Origin of the sequence: Exiguobacterium sp. S3, from assembly GCF_018617295.1 — a bacterium.
Taxonomy (GTDB): Bacteria; Bacillota; Bacilli; order Exiguobacteriales; family Exiguobacteriaceae; genus Exiguobacterium; species Exiguobacterium profundum.
In genome coordinates this window covers 534,195-552,962 of the sequence record NZ_JACSJW010000001.1, presented here as the reverse complement: position 1 = coordinate 552,962, position 18,768 = coordinate 534,195, and the positions used below count along the sequence as shown (strand labels likewise).

The 18,768-nt window shown below is 46.5% G+C and carries 23 protein-coding genes; 16 read left to right on the top strand and 7 right to left on the bottom strand.

Going from position 1 to position 18,768, the window contains the following annotated elements; genetic code table 11:
• The first annotated feature begins 50 nt into the window (after positions 1–50).
• Genes KNO65_RS02920 through KNO65_RS02900 form a run of 5 tightly spaced genes read left to right on the top strand, consistent with a single transcriptional unit; the run spans position 51 to position 5,621 of the window.
• Positions 51–1,202 carry an MFS transporter gene (locus tag KNO65_RS02920; RefSeq protein ID WP_214781591.1) on the top strand — a complete coding sequence of 384 codons (1,152 nt, stop codon included), beginning with the start codon at positions 51–53 and terminating at the stop codon, positions 1,200–1,202.
• A 5-nt stretch (positions 1,203–1,207) separates the two neighbouring features.
• Positions 1,208–1,783, top strand: a complete 576-nt coding sequence (gene thpR / locus KNO65_RS02915; RefSeq protein WP_159562557.1) for an RNA 2',3'-cyclic phosphodiesterase — start codon at positions 1,208–1,210, stop codon at positions 1,781–1,783.
• Positions 1,753–2,592: an NERD domain-containing protein gene (locus tag KNO65_RS02910; protein ID WP_078147217.1), complete on the top strand. Its 840-nt coding sequence runs from the start codon at positions 1,753–1,755 to the stop codon at positions 2,590–2,592. The genes thpR and KNO65_RS02910 overlap by 31 nt, the downstream gene beginning before the upstream one ends.
• A 19-nt stretch (positions 2,593–2,611) precedes the next feature.
• Positions 2,612–4,777, top strand: coding sequence for a type I pullulanase (pulA, locus tag KNO65_RS02905; RefSeq protein ID WP_214781590.1), 2,166 nt, complete (start codon positions 2,612–2,614; stop codon positions 4,775–4,777).
• Between the two features lie 49 nt (positions 4,778–4,826).
• A complete protein-coding gene (locus tag KNO65_RS02900) occupies positions 4,827–5,621 on the top strand; it encodes a phosphotransferase family protein (RefSeq protein WP_214782082.1) in 795 nt (264 codons plus the stop codon).
• 35 nt (positions 5,622–5,656) lie between these two features.
• Here KNO65_RS02900 and KNO65_RS15865 read toward each other — a convergent pair whose 3' ends face one another.
• A complete protein-coding gene (locus KNO65_RS15865; RefSeq protein ID WP_012726769.1) occupies positions 5,657–5,767 on the bottom strand; it encodes a hypothetical protein in 111 nt (36 codons plus the stop codon).
• Between the two features lie 138 nt (positions 5,768–5,905).
• Here KNO65_RS15865 and trmB point away from each other — a divergent pair, with 138 nt between their 5' ends.
• Positions 5,906–6,553, top strand: coding sequence for a tRNA (guanosine(46)-N7)-methyltransferase TrmB (gene trmB / locus KNO65_RS02895; RefSeq protein WP_196430929.1), 648 nt, complete (start codon positions 5,906–5,908; stop codon positions 6,551–6,553).
• Positions 6,554–6,658: 105 nt separating this feature from the next.
• Positions 6,659–7,168, top strand: a complete 510-nt coding sequence (locus tag KNO65_RS02890; RefSeq protein ID WP_240499834.1) for a hypothetical protein — start codon at positions 6,659–6,661, stop codon at positions 7,166–7,168.
• Between the two features lie 38 nt (positions 7,169–7,206).
• On the opposite strand, the gene dhaM is transcribed toward KNO65_RS02890, so the two are convergent.
• The 4 genes from dhaM to KNO65_RS02870 form a co-directional block, all read right to left on the bottom strand.
• On the bottom strand, positions 7,207–7,557 hold the full coding sequence (gene dhaM, locus KNO65_RS02885) for a dihydroxyacetone kinase phosphoryl donor subunit DhaM (protein WP_256443656.1): 351 nt from the start codon (positions 7,555–7,557) through the stop codon (positions 7,207–7,209).
• Positions 7,558–7,567: 10 nt separating this feature from the next.
• Positions 7,568–8,158, bottom strand: a complete 591-nt coding sequence (dhaL, locus tag KNO65_RS02880) for a dihydroxyacetone kinase subunit DhaL (protein WP_214690716.1) — start codon at positions 8,156–8,158, stop codon at positions 7,568–7,570.
• Positions 8,159–8,177: 19 nt separating this feature from the next.
• The gene (dhaK, locus tag KNO65_RS02875) at positions 8,178–9,155 is read right to left on the bottom strand and encodes a dihydroxyacetone kinase subunit DhaK (protein ID WP_074036462.1); all 978 of its coding nucleotides are present in this window, start codon (positions 9,153–9,155) and stop codon (positions 8,178–8,180) included.
• A gap of 102 nt (positions 9,156–9,257) precedes the next feature.
• Positions 9,258–9,560 (bottom strand): PepSY domain-containing protein, encoded by a 303-nt coding sequence (locus KNO65_RS02870; protein ID WP_012726763.1) that lies wholly within the window; start codon positions 9,558–9,560, stop codon positions 9,258–9,260.
• Between the two features lie 138 nt (positions 9,561–9,698).
• Here KNO65_RS02870 and KNO65_RS02865 point away from each other — a divergent pair, with 138 nt between their 5' ends.
• Together KNO65_RS02865 and KNO65_RS02860 are read left to right on the top strand one after the other, a co-directional pair.
• Positions 9,699–10,772 carry a M42 family metallopeptidase gene (locus KNO65_RS02865; RefSeq protein WP_214781589.1) on the top strand — a complete coding sequence of 358 codons (1,074 nt, stop codon included), beginning with the start codon at positions 9,699–9,701 and terminating at the stop codon, positions 10,770–10,772.
• A gap of 150 nt (positions 10,773–10,922) precedes the next feature.
• The gene (locus KNO65_RS02860; protein ID WP_159562555.1) at positions 10,923–11,939 is read left to right on the top strand and encodes a PTS sugar transporter subunit IIC; all 1,017 of its coding nucleotides are present in this window, start codon (positions 10,923–10,925) and stop codon (positions 11,937–11,939) included.
• A gap of 34 nt (positions 11,940–11,973) precedes the next feature.
• Here KNO65_RS02860 and KNO65_RS02855 read toward each other — a convergent pair whose 3' ends face one another.
• Positions 11,974–12,306 carry a hypothetical protein gene (locus KNO65_RS02855; RefSeq protein ID WP_214683951.1) on the bottom strand — a complete coding sequence of 111 codons (333 nt, stop codon included), beginning with the start codon at positions 12,304–12,306 and terminating at the stop codon, positions 11,974–11,976.
• 115 nt (positions 12,307–12,421) lie between these two features.
• Between KNO65_RS02855 and KNO65_RS02850 the strand changes: the two genes are divergently transcribed.
• From KNO65_RS02850 to KNO65_RS02825, 6 genes are all read left to right on the top strand, one after another.
• A complete protein-coding gene (locus KNO65_RS02850) occupies positions 12,422–12,733 on the top strand; it encodes a thioredoxin family protein (RefSeq protein ID WP_012726759.1) in 312 nt (103 codons plus the stop codon).
• Positions 12,734–12,739: 6 nt separating this feature from the next.
• Entirely contained in the window at positions 12,740–13,534 is a 795-nt protein-coding gene (locus KNO65_RS02845) for a DUF1444 domain-containing protein (RefSeq protein ID WP_078147209.1), read from the top strand.
• Between the two features lie 54 nt (positions 13,535–13,588).
• Positions 13,589–14,203, top strand: a complete 615-nt coding sequence (gene ytpR / locus KNO65_RS02840) for a YtpR family tRNA-binding protein (RefSeq protein WP_078147943.1) — start codon at positions 13,589–13,591, stop codon at positions 14,201–14,203.
• Positions 14,204–14,257: 54 nt separating this feature from the next.
• Positions 14,258–14,965, top strand: a complete 708-nt coding sequence (locus KNO65_RS02835) for a hypothetical protein (protein WP_214781586.1) — start codon at positions 14,258–14,260, stop codon at positions 14,963–14,965.
• Positions 14,966–15,050: 85 nt separating this feature from the next.
• On the top strand, positions 15,051–16,358 hold the full coding sequence (murC, locus tag KNO65_RS02830; RefSeq protein ID WP_214781584.1) for a UDP-N-acetylmuramate--L-alanine ligase: 1,308 nt from the start codon (positions 15,051–15,053) through the stop codon (positions 16,356–16,358).
• Positions 16,359–16,455: 97 nt separating this feature from the next.
• On the top strand, positions 16,456–16,908 hold the full coding sequence (locus tag KNO65_RS02825) for a Dps family protein (RefSeq protein ID WP_012726754.1): 453 nt from the start codon (positions 16,456–16,458) through the stop codon (positions 16,906–16,908).
• Between the two features lie 44 nt (positions 16,909–16,952).
• On the opposite strand, the gene KNO65_RS02820 is transcribed toward KNO65_RS02825, so the two are convergent.
• Complete coding sequence (locus tag KNO65_RS02820) at positions 16,953–18,065, bottom strand: aminopeptidase (RefSeq protein WP_214781582.1); 1,113 nt, start codon at positions 18,063–18,065, stop codon at positions 16,953–16,955.
• A gap of 169 nt (positions 18,066–18,234) precedes the next feature.
• Between KNO65_RS02820 and KNO65_RS02815 the strand changes: the two genes are divergently transcribed.
• On the top strand, positions 18,235–18,747 hold the full coding sequence (locus tag KNO65_RS02815; protein WP_214781580.1) for a DUF948 domain-containing protein: 513 nt from the start codon (positions 18,235–18,237) through the stop codon (positions 18,745–18,747).
• Positions 18,748–18,768: the final 21 nt, after the last annotated feature.

Below are 18,768 nucleotides of genomic sequence, written 5' to 3'. Positions count from 1 at the left end.
AGAGCTGGCTGGTATAGTCGGCTCTCTGTCCTTTAGGAAGGAAGTTATCATTGAATTCGCAAAAGAGAATGTTTCAGTCTGTGTACGTCGCGATTTTCTTCGCGCAAGGGGCGTTGATCCCTTATATGACCTTATATTTTTCACAAACCAAGTTTGGACTGACTCCGAGCCAAGTCGGGAATATCGTGGCCATCTTACCGATTCTATCCATCGGCGTGCAACCACTATGGGGGATGTTGACCGACCGGACGGGGAGAGTCCGTGCCTGGCTGATTTTGGCGATGCTGAGCGCCGCACTCATTTCTCTCACGTTTTTAGTGGCGACCTCTTACATTTGGATTGTCGTACTCATGGTGATTTGGTCCGTTTTCCAATGTGCTCACATCCCGCTAGTGGATATGATGACACTCGACTATACGACACGGTCGAAAGTTGATTACGGTGCAATTCGACTCTATGGCTCAGCGGGATTTGCCATTGCCGTCTTTGCAATGGGACGAATATCTGATAGCACGTGGGGACTAGCTAGTACATTCGTGTTGAGCGCTGTTATACTCATCCTTGGTAGCGTATTTGTTCGAATGATTCCTGAGAAAAGTTCGATTCGCGATGTGACGTTGGCATCTCTCTCGTGGACGGCTGTTTGGAACAAACACTTTGTGTTCTTCTTATGTGGGGGGATGCTCGTCTTCGGACCGATTTATGCGAATAACTATTATTTCGGTCTGTACGTGACGAATAGCGGTGGTTCGACGACGCTCGTCGGAACATTATTCCTCGTGGCAGTGCTATTTGAAATCCCGTTTATGAAAGTGGCGTCCCAATTGGTTGAACGCTATGGAAACGTCAGCGTTCTTGTCGGGGCCGCTATCATCTCGACAGTTCGGAACGGGGTACTTGCGTTAGAACCACCGATTTGGGTCGTGTGGCTCCTCGCGATTGCACAAGGTCTCGTCGTCGGACTTTTGATTCCCGTCGCACTTCAATTCGTTCGGACGCTCGTCGATCGGCAAGTTTCCTCGACGGCCATCGGGGTATATATGGCATTGACGTCCGGGCTCGCGACAGCTGGATTTAATATGCTCAGTGGTAAGATCATTGAACTTGACGATATTTTAGGCGTGTTTTGGATGTATACCATCGTCACGGCACTAGGAGCGTTGATTTGGATCGGAATGTCACGTCGCAACCTGAAAGGATGAATGAGATGAGTACGCATTACTTTATTGCGATTCCCATTGAAGCGACTGAATTGGTTGACGTACAGCAAACCATCTTACCTTATTATTCGTATCGAAGAATCTATCGACCGGAAGAGTTCCATATGACAGTGCAATTTTTAGGAAGCGTGGATGGGGATGAATTAGACGAAGTAAAAGAAATCACGCGTAGAATTTGTGAGAAAACATTACCATTCACGTTGGAGTTTCGAGCCATCGACCATTTTGGGCGACCAGATCGGCCCCGCGTTTTGACCATCGTTCCGGATGACTCCGAACCCCTTCAACGGTTGGCGCATACCCTCCGCCATGAACTAGTTGATGTGATTCCAAGATTGGACCGGAAGTCGTTTGTCCCTCACGTGACGCTCGCTAAAAAATGGGGCGAAGGGGAGCGTGTCCCATACGTCCCCCCTGAATTTCACGCGACGGAATCAGTAGAAGAATTAATTTTATATGAAGTACAGCCGACTCATACACCTGCTTACCGAGCAGTAGACGTATTTCCGCTAAGACGGCCAGAGGAGGATATATGGCAATCCCGGTTAAAATTTTTGACGTAATCTCAAAATATGAACGTGATGTATTAGATCAATATAATCGTTATTTGGAATATGTGGAATCCGATACGGCACGTCTACAGCGCCTTCATGAAAACAATCGCTTAAACCCGGTCGAAGTGCTCGAAATTGACCGACCGTGGTGGAAGTTTTGGGCGAAGACGGAACGAATCGAATTGGAGCCGAAGCCGCTCTCTGAATCACAATATCAAAAGTTGTTACGAGAGCGCCGGCATATCCAAAAGCTTCAATTCGCTTGCGAAGGGGTGCTTGAGACAGATTTACCGCATCTGGCGTTTATTCGTGACTTCGCTTATCGTGTGATGCGCACCGATTGGAACGAACGACACTTTTTCTTGTATCGACCGGTCATCGAATGGAATGGTGCGATGGTTGAATTGAGTCATGTCATCGTCGGACCGACGCATCTTTATATCGTAGAATGGCTTGAAGGCGATCGAAGCATCTATCACATATCGAAAGAGAAGACATGGGTTCATCAACCGCTGAAAGGGGAAAATACCCGTGTAGTGAACCCGCTGATTGCATTGACACGGACAGAGGAACTGATTCGTCAAGTTCTACCGCATTATGCGGGCGTACTACAAAAAGTCGTCATTGCGACAAATGGATATTTTGATAACGTTCCAAGTGTTCGATCGACCCAATATATCGGTCGTAATGAATATACGGAATGGATGAAACAAGTGAACGGTCGTGCACCGATTGTAAAAGCACAGCAGATTCGTGACGTTGCTACCATATTAGAAGTGACTGCCAAGTTGCCGTTTCGTCAATTCATGGATCAGTGATTGAGAGGAAGGGACGCATATGCATCACACACCAGATCAAAAGACCGCCTCACATGTGACCATCGAGAGCGCGTCTTTCGTATCATTTGAGACCATACAACTTGAGATTGTGCGCGAATATGAATCCGTTCCAGTACAAATCGAACAGAATGGACGCCCAGTCGACTATCTCGTCGAGCAACAGTTTGTGACGGAATCCGGGAAGATCGAACAAATCCTTCGTTTAAACGAACCAATCTCTTTAGAAACGTTGTACACCGTCTGCCATCCGGGTCATAAGACGACGGTTGTCGTACCACGAGAAATCGTCCGATCAGAGGAATTCGAACGTCGTTTCTCATATGATGGTCCACTCGGCGTATCGTTTACGCCGCACGGAATGGAAGTGACGGTATGGTCTCCGGTTGCTTTATCCATGTGGATTACAGTGCATGATGATACGAATCACAGAGAAATTGAGCGATTTCACATGAACCGCGGCGCACGCGGGGAATGGAGTGGTGAAATACCACAAGCGTTCCAAGGTATGTTTTATCGCTTAGAAGTGAAAACACCGGTCGATACGAGGCAAGTCGTCGATCCTTATGCGCGAGCCGTCAGTTTGAACGGTGAGTATGGCGTACTACAAGATGTCTTACGATTTGTCAATAAACAGGTCGAACAAGCCGCGCGCCCGCCTTTATGGAAGGCAACGGATGCCGTCATCTATGAACTGCACATCCGGGATTTTACAAGCCATCCCTCATCGATGAGTCAATTGAAAGGACTATACGGTGGGGTATCTGAAAAAGGAGTTCGGACGAAGGAAGGCAATAGTGCCGGACTCGACTATTTAAAAGAACTTGGCGTGACTCATGTCCAGTTGCTTCCTGTCCATGATTTTGGAAGTGTCGATGAGACAACGCGTATGCCGTACAACTGGGGCTATGACCCGATTCATTGGTTCGGACTTGAAGGAAGTTATGCCTCAAGACCGGATGTGCCGATGAGTCGTGTGTTCGAATATGCGACACTCGTCTCTGACTTGCATCAAGCTGGTCTTCGAGTCGTTACAGACGTCGTGATGAATCACATTTATATTCGAGAACAATCCCCACTCGAAGCGCTCGTACCATACTATTATTTTCGATACGAGCACGACGGGACGATAGCGAACGGAACCGGTGTCGGGAATGACACGGCGTCAGAACGCTATATGATGCGACGTATGATTGTCGACTTCGTGACGTATTTCGCAACAACCTATCAAGTGGATGGGTTCCGCTTCGATTTAATGGGGATTCATGATGTCGAAACGATGAATCAAGTACGGGCCGCGCTCGATAAGGTTGATCCCTCAATTCTCGTCTATGGAGAAGGGTGGGACTTGGCGACACCGCTTGGACAGTCATTGAAGGCGACGTCACAAAATGCTGCACGCATGCCTCGCATCGGACATTTCAACGATATGATTCGAGATGCGTTGAAGGGGTCGACGTTTAATGACAGGGAACGTGGATTCATCTCCGGGAATGAGTGGCGAGAGTGGGAACTTCGAGAATGTCTTACTGGAGCCGTCCACATTCCGAACGTAACGGTCGGTCGTTTCCCGAGTCCGACTTATTCCATCAATTATGCCGAAGCTCACGACAACTATACGATCTATGACAAGTTAATGTTGTCTTGTGAAGGAGTCGATGAAACGACTCGTCTTGCCATGCAACGTCTTGCTAATGCGGTCGTCATCACATCCCAAGGCATCCCGTTCATCCATGCCGGTCAAGAGTTTGGGCGGACGAAACAGGGTGTCGAAAATAGCTATAATTCACCCGATCACATCAATCATTTTGATTGGGATCTGCGTGACACACGAATCAAAGACATCGAGTATGTGAAGACGCTCTTGAAGTTGCGGCGACTCCATACATGTTTCCGGTATGATTCCAGACAAGAAGTCATTGACCATTTCACGTTTCTCCCATCGCCTCCTGGCGTCATTATCTATGAATTGACGGCCAGTCATTCTTATGATGCGTGGCAACGGGTACGCGTCTATGTGAATGGTACGTTCGACTCGCTTTCATTCGAGAGCGATGCGAAATGGAACGTATACGTTCAAGGAGAAACGGCGAGTCTCGTTCCGCTCGCACGAAACCCAGCACACATTCAAGTCGAGTCGTTGTCAATGACGATTCTCGCGTGTTAAGATGTTGATTGTATCTCTTTAATTCAAGTAAGATTTGAGCGTGATGAATATGTATTCAGATATAGTCGGTGCGCTCGGGAAAGAGTGGACAGTCGCTTCAGCCGGAGGCATTACGGGCGAAGCGTATGTAGCGACGACGCGCCAACAGAAGATTTTTGTCAAACGAAATTCTTCTCCGTTTTTGGCGATCTTGTCAGCGGAAGGAATCGTACCAAAGCTTCTTTGGACAAAGCGAATGTTTAATGGGGACGTGTTAAGCGCCCAACAATTTATCGAAGGCCGCGAACTTTCACCAGAAGATATGAAACGACCTGATGTCGCGGCGCAACTCGGAAAGATTCATAACTCGAAAGAGCTATTATTCATGTTGCAACAGCTTAACCACACACCGGTGACGCCGCACTTGTTGCTCCGTCAGTGTGAGGCATATGAACAAGATGAAACAGACCCAATCATCGGAGAAGCCATTCAATGGCTAAAACACCATTTGCCAAAAGTCGACGAGCAAGAATTCGTCGTCTGTCATTCTGATTTAAACCATAATAATTGGATTGAGGATGAGAGCGGCCTACTCTACTTGACGGATTGGGATGATGCGATCATTGCAGACCGCGCGTTCGATTTGGCGATGGTTGTATATAGCTATATGGATGAAGTGGAGTGGGAGCATTGGTTCTCTCATTACGGGGTACGTGTCTCGAGTGAGCTCCATAATCGAATGCATTGGTATGCAATCGCCCAGACGATTCTGACAATCTATGGGGAAGAGAATGACTCTGCGCGAACTGAAGGATTTCATGTATTACGTGAGCTGATGGACGAGGCGTACGAACGAATCAATTAAAAGGGATGGCTGTTCGCCACCCCTTTTTGAATGTGTTAAATGTCATCTGGATTCATAAAGTAAGCCCAAACGAACGTTGCGATGACACCAGCAAAAAACGTCAGTGGAGCTGCATAAAAAATAAGGAACTGATCTAAAGTACTCATTGTATTTAACCTCCTTGTGAAGGATGATTCACGTTCATTAAACTATGATTTCGTGTATAATCGCAAGAGGACTGCTCGTCCGTAACGTGCATATTCCCATTAAACTTGAACATTTGATGAACGAAAGGTAGGATTTTCATGCGTTTACGACATAAGCCTTGGGCAAAAGAATATATGGAAGCTCAAGAACATGTATTTATTCAACATCCTGAACAGATGAAAGGTAACTGGAGCACTGAATTCGGGAATGACCACCCGCTCTTTATCGAGGTCGGTTCAGGAAAAGGACAATTTATTTTAGGGATGGCGAAACAACACCCGGATGTGAACTTCATTGCAATCGAGTTGTTTGAGAGCGTAGCCGTTTCCATCGTACAAAAATTAGTCGAAACCCCGATGCCGAACGTGAGAGTATTGACGGTCGATGCGAAACGACTCGTCGACTACTTTGAAGCGGGGGAAGTCGATCGCGTATACTTAAACTTCTCCGATCCGTGGCCAAAGACACGACATGCGAAACGACGTCTAACGTATAAGACGTTTTTGGCGACATATGAGGCGATTCTTCCGAAAGCAGGAGAGATTCATTTCAAGACGGACAACCGTGGATTGTTTGAATATTCGCTTCAGAGTATGAGTCAATACGGGATGTTCTTCACAGAAATTTCACTAGATTTACATGTCAATGAACCAGAAGATAATATTCGAACAGAGTATGAAGAGCGCTTTAGTGCGCTCGGTCAGCCGATTTACCGAATGGAAGCCGTCTTCCGTCCGAAAAATTGACACGCTTTTTTCTTATTTTAATAGTATTTTCTTCACACTTTTTTCTTTCTTCTTGGTACAATAGGAATGACGCTAAACTGGAATAAGAGAAGGGGGAACATGGGGATGTTGAAAAAAGCATGGGCAAGCCTGCTTGCAGTAATCTTCATTCTAACAATCGCACCAATGAATACCTCAGCGAACGAAGCGTTCTTAGACGCTCTCGAAGAGGATTTGAAAGCAACGCATTACGACTATAAAGAAGGAACAGCTGAAATCATCAAAGAAGAGACACTTCGCCATTCAAACGGCAACGAAGTCATCGCGGCTGTCGTAGAGCTCGATACGATTCGTGATGGGATCTTCATCACACGTAAAACCGAGTACCATTACTTTGATGCGACAGACAACAAGATTCTTACATCAGCGGATCTCGTAGAAGTAGAAGGAGCTTCAGAGTTTGCGGACGCGAACATCGACATGCTCGGTCAACAGATCGTCTATTGGTTACCGGTATTGGTCTTGCTTCTAATGATTGCGATTCCAGCACTCATTTTGTTCTTGGTCGTACCACGTTTCTATTCAACAAGTTCATATATGAATGCCGTATATGAAAAGAATGACAACCCAAGATAAGACATGAAAGTACCCCGTTCAAGAGAACGGGGTACTTTTTACTGTTGTTTTAACTGTCCGACGATATCAGTTAGTGACATCCCATTTCCTGAAGAAACGGAGGCGATAAAGGCACTCTCGACAATTGGACCATCGAAAAATTCGACATGTTTGTCACCTTCGTACATATCGATGGCGAGTTCCGCATTCATTGTCGCCGATCCGATATCACTGAGGAGAAGTGCTTCTCCTTCGACCTGATCGAGCGCTGATAAGATGCGATTCACGTCCGTTCCGATAGCGCCATCCTCAAGGCCACCAGCTAGATGAATGGGCACGGACGGTGCCATTTCCTTCATCAAATCTTGGATGCCTTCCGCAATTTTTTCGCTGTGCGAGACGATGATCAATTCAACGATGTCAATCGACCTCCTTCATAATCGCGGCCAAAAGGATTGAGCTAGAAAGGGCACCCGGATCAACGGTTCCGCGAGAGTTTTCTCCGAAATAAGAGGCTCTTCCTTTCGTGGCCACCATATCTTCTGTTTTTTGGACAAGTGCGTCTAATTTCTGTTTATAATCTTCCCCTTGTTGGACTTGCTCGAGGAACGGGTCCCACACGTCGACCATCGTTTTTTGGCCGACTTCCGATTTCCCTCGTGCTTTGATAGAATTCGAACCTTCCTGAAGTGCCTCCTTGAGTAAGCCAAAGTCCGCTTCGGTCGCATCCCCGAACTTGTTTGCCATCTTCACGAAAGCTGAACCGTATAAAGGTCCGGCCGCACCGCCGACTTTCGACATGAGGGTCATCCCGACCTTTTTACTAAGTGCTCCAAGAGAATCATAATCCTCATCTAAAATTGTAGCGACCGCATCAAAACCACGAGACATGTTGATCCCATGGTCACCGTCGCCGATGGCCCGGTCTAAATCGGTCAACGTATCCTTTTGCTCTTCGATGCCAACTTGTGCGTCGCGTAACGCCTGCTTCATCCGATCAATCGTCAACATAAACCAAACACCTCATTTATTAAATTTTGAATCCGAGTGCTGCTGAAGGAGCGTCGAGATACGTCGTCATCTCATCATCGAGAGGGAGTAACGTGATGGAGAACCCATGCATCTCGAGTGAAGTCATGTAGTTACCGACATACTTTCGTTTGAGGGTATATCCAGCAGCTTCAAGTTTTTCTGCAACGAAATGATACGTCACATACAGCTCAGATAGTGGCGTTCCACCCATTCCATTCACCATGACGGCAACTTCTCCTGGCTCGACTTCTTTTTTCAGGTGACTGAGGAGGTCGTCGACGATTTGGTCGACATCACTCGTCGGTTTCCGTTCAACACCTCGTTCCCCGTGAATCCCGATGCCAATCTCCATCTCTTCCTCGTTCAAGTCGAACCCAGGTTTACCGCTCACCGGCATATAACAAGGTTCGACTGCCATCCCCATGGAGCGAACGTGAGACGCTACTTTCTCGGCGATGGATTTGACTTCTTCGAGTGACTTCCCGCTAGCAGCGGCAGCTCCCGCGATTTTATGGACGAAGACGGTTCCGGCAACCCCTCTGCGATCTTCTTTGTTCGAAATGGCGACGTCATCTGCGACGACGACGTGGTCGACTTTGATGCCGTCTCCTTCGGCCAGTTCTGCGGCGAGCTCAAAGTTCATCACGTCGCCGGAATAGTTTTTCACAATCAAGAGAACGCCGTTTCCACCGTCAGCTGCTTTGATTCCTTCAAGCACCATGTCCGGAGTAGGAGAGGTGAACACTTCCCCACAAACTGCCGCATCGAGCATACCGTCCCCGACATATCCGGCGTGTGCTGGCTCGTGACCACTACCGCCTCCAGAGACGAGACCGACTTTTCCAGACTTCGCTCCGTCAGCCCGACAGATGACATTCACACCGTCGACTCGACCATACACTTCAGGATGGGCATGGACCATCCCTTCAACCATTTGCGATACGAGTTCACTTGCTTCACCGATTAGCTTCTTCACGCGAGATCACTCCTTTTTTAAATTGAAAACTACCAATTTCAATTTTCCACTCTTTCAAGGGAACTAAACAAAAAAACCGACGAATCATTCGTCGGTTTCGTATCATGCATATTCGAGTAATGCGCCAGTCTCAGAGTCGACTGTAAACTCATATGTTTTCTCTTCATCGTTCTCAAGAACCGAGATGCCACCTTTGTAGACGTCGTATTCACGACCGTCGTATGTGTAAATCTCCGGTGATGCAGAAATCCATGCCCCTTGGACATGACCTTTTGCTGAGAAAGCACGCTTCGTGTACTCTAAGGCGTTTTCTGCAGATAAGCTACGTTCATCTAAAGCTTTTTTCGTCATAAGTGCGGCAATGACGGCAACCCCGATTCCAATAAACCAATACCTTTTTTTCATATGACTACCTCCCCTTGAACTATGGCTATCATGTACATCGTACCAAAACCTGTACCCGAATGGAATGAAAAGCATTCGCATCCTGTCAAAACTTTTGTATATAATGAGACAAGAACGGTTAGGAAAGGATGATAAAAGATGGATCAGAAGACGAGAGATTTATTTAAGACGCTAACAGAACTCCCGGGAGCTCCTGGGTTCGAGTCTGAAGTTCGTCAATTTGTACGTGGACGAATTGAACCCCATTCAGATGAAATTGTCACGGATGGCATCGGATCAATTTTTGGAAAACGTGTCGGAGACGAGTCGGGACCGAAAGTCATGGTAGCCGGACATATGGATGAGGTCGCTTTTATGGTGACACGGATTACCGAGAACGGCATGCTTTACATACAACCACTCGGTGGCTGGTGGAGTCAAGTGCTCATGGCACAACGCTTCGACATCATCACGTCGAACGGTAAAATCCCGGGTGTCGTCGCTTCGACACCGCCTCATTTGTTAGGACCAGATGCGATGAGTAAGCCGATGGACATCAAGCAGATGTTTATCGACATCGGAGCAGATTCTAAAGAAGAAGCAGAGTCATGGGGTGTACGTCCAGGGGTCCCTGCTGTTCCATCGAGCGCATTTACCCCACTTCATCACCCGAAAAAGATTATGGCCAAAGCTTGGGACAATCGTTATGGCGTCGGTCTTGCAATCGAATTGTTGGAGGAAACGACAAAAGCGGATCACCCGAACATCTTGTTCTCGGGTGCTACCGTACAAGAAGAAGTCGGATTACGTGGAGCGCAGACAGCATCTGAATTGATTCAGCCAGATGTGGCACTCGTACTCGATGCTTCACCGGCCAATGATGCTTCAGGAAGTAAAACGGAGTTCGGTCAGCTCGGTGAGGGAGCATTGATCCGAATTTTAGATCGCGTCATGGTCATGTCTCCTGAAATGCGTGATTTCTTACTCGATACGGCTTCAGACGAAAACATCAAGACACAATATTTCGTCTCACCAGGCGGTACCGATGCGGGGCGCGTTCACATGAGCGGAGAAGGGGTGCCGACAGCCGTCATTGGCGTCGCATCTCGTTATATCCATACACATGCTTCAATTCTTCATACAGATGACTATGATGCAGCAAAAGCGTTACTCAAAGCGTTAGTCAAGCGACTTGATCGTTCGACACTTGAAACGCTACGTCCATCTTGTTAAGTCAAACATTCCGTTCACTCGAAAGATGAGTGAACGGTTTTTTTGTGGATGTGCTTGCTATTTCATGAAAACGTCTTATACTGATAAAAGTGTTTATACATGTATATTACTTATGACAAGACACTTGTATAAGGGTAAGGAGGATATGTTATGTTCAAGAAAAAAGGAATCTCATTGAGCCCGTCGCTTTATTTTGTGACGGCGCTAAGTTATATGGCACTAGGTTTGTTTAGTACATTAATCATCGGTCTGATCATGAAAACAATCGGAGGTCAGCTCGAAGGGACGACATTCACAGGGATGAGTGCCACATTGATTCAAATCGGGGATGTTGCCATGAGCTTGACCGGACCGGCAATCGGGATTGCCATCGCCTATGCGCTAGAGGCGCCACCGCTCATTTTGTTTTCTGCGCTCGTTGTCGGGGCATTTGGATATGAGTTCGGCCCGGCAGGAAGCTACGTTGCGACAATTCTTTCGGTCGAAGTCTCAAAACTCGTCTCTAAATCGACGAAGCTAGATATTCTAGTGACGCCGTTCACTACGATTGCCGTAGGCTATTTCACAGCAACGTATATCGGCAAGTATGTCGGCCTGTTCATGACGCAACTCGGTGGTTGGATTGAATGGGGGACGGAGCAACAGCCGTTGTTCATGGGAGTGGTCGTCGCGACATTGATGGGACTTGCGTTAACGGCACCGATTTCAAGTGCTGCCATCGCATTGATGCTCGGTTTGAATGGGATTGCCGCTGGTGCAGCGACTGTCGGTTGTGCGGCTCAGATGATCGGGTTTGCCATCACGAGTTATCGTGATAACGGAGTCGGTGGGGCGATTGCTCAAGGGATTGGCACCTCGATGCTTCAAGTCGGGAACATTGTGAAAAACCCTTGGATTCTCCTTCCGCCGACAATGGCCGGTGCTGTATTGGCACCAATCGCGATTCTGTTGTTTGAACTGGAAAGTGTCGCTGCGGGGGCGGGCATGGGAACAAGTGGGCTTGTCGGTCCAATCGTCATGCTCGAAACAATGGGCTTTACTTGGTACACCTTTCTCGTCGTCATTGGTTTCCTCATAATCGGACCAGCTCTATTGAGCTACGCGGTATACGCAGTCTTGCGAAGAACTGGTCGGATTCAACCGAATGATTTAAAAATTGATTACTAAAGAAGAGCAACGTTTCGAGGAACGTTGCTCTTTTTCATCCAATTCCGAACCACATTTTCACGGACTCAACCGTCTCACGAGGGACGCGGAAACTGATTAAGAATAACATGAGCACAATCACGTAAATGGGGATCAAGAAACGCTTTCGAACGATGGGCAAGTGACGTGTCAATTTCTTGAGATATTTTTCGAGCACATAAATGACGGCGAAACCGACAACGAGCCAAATCAAGATCTCTAGTCTCGTTTTATCAGTGTCAATAAACAAGTAGCCGTATCGCAAAATGGCAAGCATTCCAAATACACCGACCATCTGTTCAAGAGGGTGCTTCATTTCAGGGTTTAACGTTTCGCGTGTTAATTTCATTCAGCTTCACCTGTTTCAACTAGTTTCGGCTTTGATTATAACAAACAGCAGAGCAGAATGTGTGACTTGACTTATGCTATTATAAGTGAGGAAAAAACGAACAGGAGTGATAATCATGAAACGACTATCAACAATGGCAGAATATATCGAAGCAAAAGAAGCGAAAAGTGTCCTTATGTTTTCGGCGACATGGTGTGGAGATTGCCGATTCCTTGACCCATTCATGCCGGAAATCGAGAAGAAATTTGAAGCATGGACGTTCTATTACGTCGATCGTGACGAGTTCATGGAACTTGCGCAAGAACTTGATATTTTTGGCATCCCTAGCTTTGTTGCGTTTGAAAATGGCAATGAGGTTGATCGCTACGTCGGTCGTGAACGGAAGACGCCGGAACAGGTTGAAGCTTTCTTGAACGGATTAGGGTGAGCCTTTATGGAACGGAATGAGTTAAGACGTTATCTAGAATCGCATTTTAATGAAGAATACCGTACTTCTTACGACCGTGAGAATGAGGTACTGCGCGTCGAGCGGAAATCTGACCGTTTTGGGGTCAATATCCGCCTTGCGCCGATTGTGGCAAAGGCTAAGACACGCGGTACGGTTGCCGTCGATGAAGTCATCGAGTATATCGAATCAGCGATGAAGGCGGATGATCAAATCTCCCTCACCGGAAATGAAGATGCCATCTATCCGGTCATTCGTTCGAACTCTTTCTCGAAGACGACAAAAAATGGAGAAGCACTTGCATTCACCCCGCACACGGCCGAGACCGCGATTTTTTATGCGCTGGACCGTGGAAACGGATATCGGTTGATTGAAGAACGCCACCTTTCGGATGAAATGACGCTCGACCGCATCGAGCGAATCGCCCGTGAGAATGTGAAAAAACTACCGACCGAGATGAAACAAGACGAAGTGGCTGGAAACCCATTCTACTTCTTATCAACTCGTGATGGCTACGAGGCATCTCGTGTGTTAAATGACGAGTTTCTTCGGCTGATGGAACGACGGATTGAAGGGGATATGCTCGTCGGTGTCCCGCATCAGGATGTGATGATCGTTGCGGACATTCGAAATGACCAAGGATATGATGCGATGCAGCAACTGATGTTTGATTTCTTCACAAATGGTCGAATTCCCGTCACTGCACTCGCCTTTCACTATGTGGCGGGGGAACTTGAACCGATTTTCATTGTCGGAAAAAAGACCCCGCCATCGAACACATAATCTGATAAAATAAGTGAGATGAGTTTGAAAGAAGGGACGTAGGAACGTATGCAAATGAATGTGTTTTATAACCGAGAAGGAATCGGTGATGTACTCATGGTGTTGTTAAAAGAAGGAGAACGACATCATCAATCTGTCGAGCGGACGGGAGACGTGGCAATCGTCAAGTCGGCAGACGGAAAAGTGAACGGGTACAACCTGTTTCAAGCAAGTCAACATGTTGATGTGACAGGATGGAATGGTCCTGTTGAGTTGACAGTCGAATTAGTGGAACAGTTGCAATCTATCTTAAATGATAACGGGATTGAAGAGGACTTTTCATGGGTTGACGTGACGCCGAAGTTTGTCGTCGGGTATGTTGAAAGCGCAGTAAAACACCCGGACGCTGACAAACTGTCAATCTGTCAAGTTCAAATCGACCAAGGGACTGTTCAAATAGTATGTGGCGCACCGAATGTGGCAACAGGGCAAAAAGTCGTTGTCGCAAAACCGGGTGCGGTGATGCCGACTGGTTTGATTATCCGTCCGTCTGCACTCCGTGGTGAAAGTTCACACGGGATGATTTGTTCTGCCCGTGAATTAAACCTTCCGAACGCCCCGCAAGAAAAAGGGATTTTAGTATTAGATGACGAATATGAAGTAGGTACAGCATTTAAAATCGGTCGCTAAATTCGACCGATTTTTTGTTAAATATGGATTGAGTGAAAAAGCGAGGAATCAAGTATGGATGCATATGAACGTTCACTGAAGCAACAAGCAGAGCGAATCAAACGAGAACTGTCGAAAGAAGGACAAAAAGGTTCCCCTCCGCCAAAGGTAGAGGTAACCGAGGAATTTATTCCGTCAGACGTCCCGTCACCGATTTATGGATATGCTCGTCCGAAACCAAAGATTGTCCTTCCGGTCGAACACTCTCCTGAAACGAGAGATGCGTATGATTCAACGATGGCATCTACTCATTCTACGACGGAAGAGCCAATCCAAGAGTCATCTACTGAACCCGTCTCTGAACCTGAATGGAGCAAAGAGTCCAACGAGCTGATTTCCGAGGAAATGGAAATGGAAGAAAAATCGATTCTTGGTGAAGTTTCGATTCTAGATAATGGCTTTTCATCTGTTTTTATGCAATCAACGGATTTATCCCGTTCAAAAAAGGAGACGGTCGTAGAGGCTCATCAAGATGCCACTCCTCATACTGACCTAGATATTGACGAATCGGCGGAACAAATCGGTTCGTCGCTTGAGCAGATTGCAGAAAGATTACAAACACCATCTGAACAGCAAGAAGTGCCATCTGCCACAGATTTGACATCAGCGGTTCAAGTCTCATTTAAAGCGGATCAACCGCCTGTAAATGTGATGATGACGCCAAAAGATCGCATGGCGATGTACCGCAGCCGACGACTTGCGCAAAAAAACAATAATCTGTAATAGCACGACTCTGTGAGTTTTGCTATAATGACAAAGGTTTGTCGCATTTTGACGAGCTGCAATGAATTAGGGGGGCTATTTACAGATGAACCGTTATCACTTCGTCGGAATTAAAGGAACGGGCATGAGTCCTTTAGCTCAAATTTTATTTGATATGAACAATGAGGTCCGTGGATCGGACGTTGAAAAAGCATTTTTTACAGAAGAAGCATTGAACCGTAAAGGGATTGAAATTTTGCCATTCGATCCTGAAAATATTTCGGAAGACCAAATCGTTGTGCAAGGAAACGCGTTCAGTGATGATCATCCAGAAATCGTGCGTGCACGTGAACTCGGATTGACGATTTATAAGTATTATGAGTTTTTAGGTGAACTCGCGAACCATTACACGAGTGTCGCTATCACCGGGTCACACGGGAAGACGTCAACGACGGGATTACTTGCACACGTCATGCGTGGAATCGAACCGACATCGTTCTTAATCGGCGATGGCACGGGAGAAGGAGTGGCGGATTCGAAAAACTTCGTCTTCGAAGCTTGTGAGTACAAGCGTCATTTCTTATACTACCGTCCAGACTACGCGATTATGACGAATATCGACTTTGACCATTCGGACTATTTCTCTGGTCTTGATGACGTCATTGACGCTTTCCAAGAAATGGCGAAACAAGTGAAGAAAGGAATCATTGCTTGTGGCGATGACGAAAATCTTCAACAGATTCAAGCCAACGTGCCGCTCGTCTATTATGGTTTCGGGGCGCACAATGATTTCCGTGCTGAACAGGTCACATCGACAGAAAATGGAACGACATTTGATGTCTTTTTACGTGATGACTTCTACGGAACGTTCCGGATTCCTGGATATGGAGACCACAGCGTGTTGAATGCGCTTGCCGTCATTGCGACATGTGACTACGAGAACTTGCCGAAAGAATTGGTAAAAGAACGTCTTGAAACGTTCAACGGTGTAAAACGCCGATTCAGTGAATCGATGTTAAACGATCAAGTGCTTGTCGATGACTATGCGCATCATCCGCGTGAGATTAGTGCAACGGTAGAAGCAGCTCGGAAAAAGTATGGCAATCGAGAAGTCGTTGCAATCTTCCAACCACATACGTATACACGCTTGAAATCATTCATGGACGACTTTGCGACGGCATTGGCCGAAGCAGACACTGTCTATTTATGTGATATTTTCGGTTCAGCACGTGAACAAGAAGGGACGGTCACCATCGAAGACCTTCAATCACGAATCGAAGGAGCACATATCTTAAAACGTGGTGGTACAAGCGTGTTACGCAACCATGCCGATGCCGTGCTCTTATTCATGGGTGCCGGTGATATTCAAACGTATCAGCGCGAATATGAAGAAGTTGTAAAACTTGAAGCGTAAGTGTGAAAGGGAGACGAAAGTCTCTCTTTTTTATGTTTAGCCATCCAAAATCTCGGTAATAGTAGTATCGATGAATATGACAAAGGAGATGTTAGGAATGGCTAGTCAAGTTGCACTCAACACCTTAAACAAAGAAGTAGCGAACTATGGATTGCTGTTTGTAAAACTTCATAATTATCACTGGTATATTAGTGGACCGCATTTCTTCACGTATCATGAAAAACTAGAAGAACTCTATAATTTAGTGGCAGAACTCTACGATGATGTGGCAGAACGACTCCTTATGAATGACGGCGAACCATTTGCGACGATGAAAGAGTATCTCGAACATTCAACGTTAAAAGAAGGCGATCGTCATGCCGAGACAGATCAGATGATCAAAGATATCATCAGTGACTTCAAACAAATCCGTCAAGAGATGCAAGATGCGATGGAGAAATTTGAGGACGGCGATGAGGCGATTGAAGATACATTCGTTTCTCATATCGAGCGACTCGAAAAAGAAATTTGGATGATGTCTGCCGCCCTCGGGAAGAAAACAAAATTATAAATATAAAGAATGGTGCACCTGAAAAAGGCGCACCATTCTTTATATTATTTCAAGTTTTCTGGATTGAGCGGAAGCAACGCATCGATGACGAAACGTCCGTCTTTTCGGATGAGCAAATCGTCGAACCAGATTTCGCCGCCACCGTAATCCGGGCGCTGGATGTTGACGAGATCCCAGTGGACAGATGAGTTGTTGCCGTTATAAGCCTCATCATACGCTTGACCAGGTGTGAAATGGAAGCTTCCATCAATTTTCTCATCGAAGAGAATATCCTTCATTGGATGTTGGATGTATGGGTTCACACCGATGGCGAACTCACCGACATAACGCGCACCTTCATCCGTGTTGAACACCTCATTGATCCGTTCTGTATCGTTCGCTGTCGCATCTACAATCTTCCCGTCTTTAAACGTCAACTTTACATTCTCGAACGTGAAGCCTTGATATGGAGATGGCGTATTGTATGTGATGACACCATTGACCGAGTCTTTGACCGGTGCTGTGAACACTTCACCGTCCGGAATGTTCATCTGACCAGAACACTTGATGGCTGGGATATCTAAAATCGAGAATGAAAGATCGGTACCTGGTCCTTTCAATGTCACGTGATCTGTCTTATTCATTAACTCGACTAGCGCATCCATCGCACGGTCCATTTTTCCGTAATCGAGTGTACAGACATTGAAATAGAAGTCTTCGAACGCTTCTGTCGATTTTCCAGCGAGTTGCGCCATCGATGGAGATGGATAGCGGAGAACGACCCATTTCGTTCCTTTAACACGGTCTTCGGTATGCATTTTCCCAAGTGTGGCACCGACAAGTTTTTGCTGTTCGCTTGGAACGTCTGACAACTCGTTAATGTTATCACCAGCACGTAAGCCGATGTAGGCATCCATTGCTTGCATCTGTTTACGTTCGATGTCGGCCATCAGTTCGAGTTGTTCACGGCTTGCGCCTGTATACAACTTACGTAAGATACGGCTCTCTTTTAAGAGAACGAAAGGATGTCCCCCTGCTTCGTATGCCTTTTCGACGAGTGCTTCAACGAGCGACTCTTCGACGCCGAAGTTCTCAATTAATACCTTTTCCCCCGGTTGTAGCTTGACGGAATAATTGATTAAACCGTCAGCTAATTGTGTAATTCTTGGATCTCTCACACGATCACCCCTAATTATTTTTATGAATTTCTATTTTAGTGTAATCGAAAACACAAAAACGGGTAAAGGAATAATCAGACCGAATGGCGAAAACGGTTGTAGCAAATCTTTTCAGTCATAATGGTGCTATAATGAAACAAGAAACGATTGAATAGGAGGAATGGATTGAATGGAGATCACATTAGGAGGCATCGCTGGGCTAATTGCGGCGCTCGCGTTTGTCGTACTCGTCATCTTCTTGGCGCGTGTCTTGTCGAATGTAAATCGTACACTCGAAAGCGTCGCCAATACGACCGAAAATTTAGAACGCCAGCTCGATGGAATCACGATGGAAGTGACGGCGCTCTTACATAAGACGAACCGTCTCGTAGACAACGTCGAAGAAAAAACAGAATTGCTCGCACCTGTCGCTCATGCGCTTGATGAGCTAGGGACATCATTGAACGAGGTAACCGAGTCTGTTCGTACCGTCTCGACTTCTGTCCATTCGGCAGCGGACGAAAACAAAGAACAGATTGCGCAAGCCGTCCGATGGGGATCGGTTGCGGTCGAATTGTTCAAGAAGAACAAACCTGAATCTTCTACTACAAAAGAACGTCCACGTCGTCGCACACGACGCGAGAAGAAAGCAGAAACACCTGTATCACCTGATTTGATTCAAACGGATGATACGATCAAATAAGTTAATCTCGGGGAGGAACTC

Coding starts and splice junctions, on each gene's coding strand:
- KNO65_RS02910 (WP_078147217.1), top strand. CDS start 1,753: ATGGCAATCCCGGTTAAAATTTTTGACGTAATCTCAAAATATGAACGT.
- thpR (WP_159562557.1), top strand. CDS start 1,208: ATGAGTACGCATTACTTTATTGCGATTCCCATTGAAGCGACTGAATTG.
- KNO65_RS02860 (WP_159562555.1), top strand. CDS start 10,923: ATGTTCAAGAAAAAAGGAATCTCATTGAGCCCGTCGCTTTATTTTGTG.
- KNO65_RS02850 (WP_012726759.1), top strand. CDS start 12,422: ATGAAACGACTATCAACAATGGCAGAATATATCGAAGCAAAAGAAGCG.
- KNO65_RS02835 (WP_214781586.1), top strand. CDS start 14,258: ATGGATGCATATGAACGTTCACTGAAGCAACAAGCAGAGCGAATCAAA.
- KNO65_RS02900 (WP_214782082.1), top strand. CDS start 4,827: ATGTATTCAGATATAGTCGGTGCGCTCGGGAAAGAGTGGACAGTCGCT.
- KNO65_RS02845 (WP_078147209.1), top strand. CDS start 12,740: ATGGAACGGAATGAGTTAAGACGTTATCTAGAATCGCATTTTAATGAA.
- ytpR (WP_078147943.1), top strand. CDS start 13,589: ATGAATGTGTTTTATAACCGAGAAGGAATCGGTGATGTACTCATGGTG.
- KNO65_RS02870 (WP_012726763.1), bottom strand. CDS start 9,560: ATGAAAAAAAGGTATTGGTTTATTGGAATCGGGGTTGCCGTCATTGCC.
- KNO65_RS15865 (WP_012726769.1), bottom strand. CDS start 5,767: ATGAGTACTTTAGATCAGTTCCTTATTTTTTATGCAGCTCCACTGACG.
- murC (WP_214781584.1), top strand. CDS start 15,051: ATGAACCGTTATCACTTCGTCGGAATTAAAGGAACGGGCATGAGTCCT.
- KNO65_RS02890 (WP_240499834.1), top strand. CDS start 6,659: ATGTTGAAAAAAGCATGGGCAAGCCTGCTTGCAGTAATCTTCATTCTA.
- trmB (WP_196430929.1), top strand. CDS start 5,906: ATGCGTTTACGACATAAGCCTTGGGCAAAAGAATATATGGAAGCTCAA.
- KNO65_RS02825 (WP_012726754.1), top strand. CDS start 16,456: ATGGCTAGTCAAGTTGCACTCAACACCTTAAACAAAGAAGTAGCGAAC.
- KNO65_RS02865 (WP_214781589.1), top strand. CDS start 9,699: ATGGATCAGAAGACGAGAGATTTATTTAAGACGCTAACAGAACTCCCG.
- pulA (WP_214781590.1), top strand. CDS start 2,612: ATGCATCACACACCAGATCAAAAGACCGCCTCACATGTGACCATCGAG.
- KNO65_RS02815 (WP_214781580.1), top strand. CDS start 18,235: ATGGAGATCACATTAGGAGGCATCGCTGGGCTAATTGCGGCGCTCGCG.
- KNO65_RS02855 (WP_214683951.1), bottom strand. CDS start 12,306: ATGAAATTAACACGCGAAACGTTAAACCCTGAAATGAAGCACCCTCTT.
- dhaL (WP_214690716.1), bottom strand. CDS start 8,158: ATGTTGACGATTGATCGGATGAAGCAGGCGTTACGCGACGCACAAGTT.